Annotated in this window: 3 protein-coding genes; all 3 read left to right on the forward strand. The window is 59.6% G+C overall.

Annotated features, from left to right (window positions below; all coding sequences use genetic code 11):
• A partial coding sequence (locus tag GHO41_RS29130; RefSeq protein WP_305977960.1) for a helix-turn-helix domain-containing protein occupies nucleotides 1-230 on the forward strand: 230 nt, incomplete at its 5' end.
• 225 nt (nucleotides 231-455) lie between these two features.
• A complete protein-coding gene (gene fliE / locus GHO41_RS29135; RefSeq protein WP_048371428.1) occupies nucleotides 456-788 on the forward strand; it encodes a flagellar hook-basal body complex protein FliE in 333 nt (110 codons plus the stop codon).
• A 15-nt stretch (nucleotides 789-803) separates the two neighbouring features.
• A partial coding sequence (gene fliF, locus GHO41_RS29140) for a flagellar basal-body MS-ring/collar protein FliF (protein ID WP_153435334.1) occupies nucleotides 804-1814 on the forward strand: 1011 nt, incomplete at its 3' end.

A 1814-nucleotide genomic window follows, 5' to 3' on the forward strand; every position in this document is an offset into this window, starting at 1 on the left:
CGTACGCGCCGCTGCCTGCGGTGGCGCCGGTCGAGTCGTCCGGCGCATTGGGTGACGACCTGCGCCGCCATGAGTTTGAAATGATCATCGACACCTTGCGTGCCGAGCGCGGGCGGCGCAAAGAAGCGGCCGAACGCCTGGGCATCAGCCCGCGCACCTTGCGTTACAAGCTGGCGCAAATGCGCGATGCCGGAATGGATGTTGAGGCGTACTTGTTTGCCGCAACCTGACGGTTCCCCCCCCTGTAGGAGCGAGCTTGCCTCGCGATCTTTTGCTTTTAAAGATCAAGAGATCGCGAGGCAAGCTCGCTCCTACAGGGTGTATTTAGTTCGGTCTTGCGATGTTTTGTAACGTTAATCGTGCGAAAACGACAAAGAGCTGGCACCCTTGTTGCTATACCTCACTACGAGCAGTGAAAGTGTCAAAAAAATGCGGGTCGGCGGAGGCCATAGTCCATGAGCCAAGGTATTGAATTTAATCGATTGATGTTGGATATGCGGGCCATGCAAATGGACGCCATGGCTCAACCCAAATCGGCTGTGCAGGCCGCTCCTGAAGCGGGTGCACCGAGCTTCTCCGACATGCTCGGCAACGCGATCAACAAGGTCAGCGAGACGCAGCAAGCGTCGTCGCAGCTGTCCAACGCGTTCGAAATCGGTAAAAGCGGTGTCGACCTGACCGACGTGATGGTTGCCTCACAAAAGGCCAGCGTGTCTTTCCAGGCGATCACGCAAGTGCGTAACAAGCTGGTTCAGGCGTACCAAGACATCATGCAGATGCCGGTTTAAGGGCGATATTAAGTCATGGCAGATGCACTTCCGGAAAACGTTCCGGCCAAGTCAGGCCTGGGTGGCGGCAAAGGGCCGCTGTTCGGCTTGTCCTTTCTGGACAACCTGGCCGAGATGACCATGTTGCGTCAGGTCGGCCTTATGGTTGGTCTGGCGGCGAGCGTGGCAATCGGTTTTGCCGTGGTGTTGTGGTCGCAACAGCCCGATTACCGGCCGCTGTACGGCAGCCTGGCCGGGATGGACGCCAAGCAGGTCATGGAAACCCTGGCCGCCGCCGATATTGCCTACACCGTTGAACCCAATTCCGGGGCCTTGCTGGTCAAGGCCGATGACGTCTCACGGGCGCGGCTCAAGCTCGCGGCCGCAGGCGTCACCCCTTCAGACGGCAACATCGGCTTCGAAATCCTCGATAAAGACCAGGGCCTGGGCACCAGCCAGTTTATGGAAGCCACGCGCTATCGCCGTGGTCTGGAAGGCGAACTGGCGCGGACCATTTCCAGCCTCAACAACATCAAGGCTGCCCGCGTGCACCTGGCGATCCCGAAAAGCTCGGTGTTCGTGCGCGATGAACGCAAGCCCAGCGCCTCGGTGCTGGTGGAGCTGTACCCCGGCCGCTCGCTGGAGCCAGGCCAGGTGATGGCGATCATCAACCTGGTGGCCACCAGCGTGCCGGAACTGATCAAGTCCCAGGTCACCGTGGTCGACCAAAAGGGCAATCTGCTTTCAGATCAGGCAGAGAACTCCGAGCTGACCATGGCCGGCAAGCAATTTGACTACAGCCGGCGCATGGAAGGCATGCTCACCCAACGCGTGCATAACATCTTGCAACCGGTGCTGGGCAATGATCGCTACAAGGCTGAAGTCTCGGCAGACGTTGATTTCAGCTCGGTCGAATCCACCTCCGAGCAGTTCAACCCTGACCAGCCCGCCTTGCGCAGCGAGCAATCCACCAACGAACAACGCACCGCCAGCAACGGCCCGCAAGGCGTACCGGGGGCGTTGAGCAATCAGCCGCCAGCCCCGACC

It is taken from the genome of Pseudomonas sp. FSL R10-0399 (genome assembly GCF_009600165.1).
In the GTDB taxonomy this organism is placed as follows: Bacteria; Pseudomonadota; Gammaproteobacteria; order Pseudomonadales; family Pseudomonadaceae; genus Aquipseudomonas; species Aquipseudomonas helleri.

Bases quoted from the DNA above. Each gene is read 5' to 3' on its own strand.
- fliE (WP_048371428.1), top strand. From the start codon at position 456: ATGAGCCAAGGTATTGAATTTAATCGATTGATGTTGGATATGCGGGCC.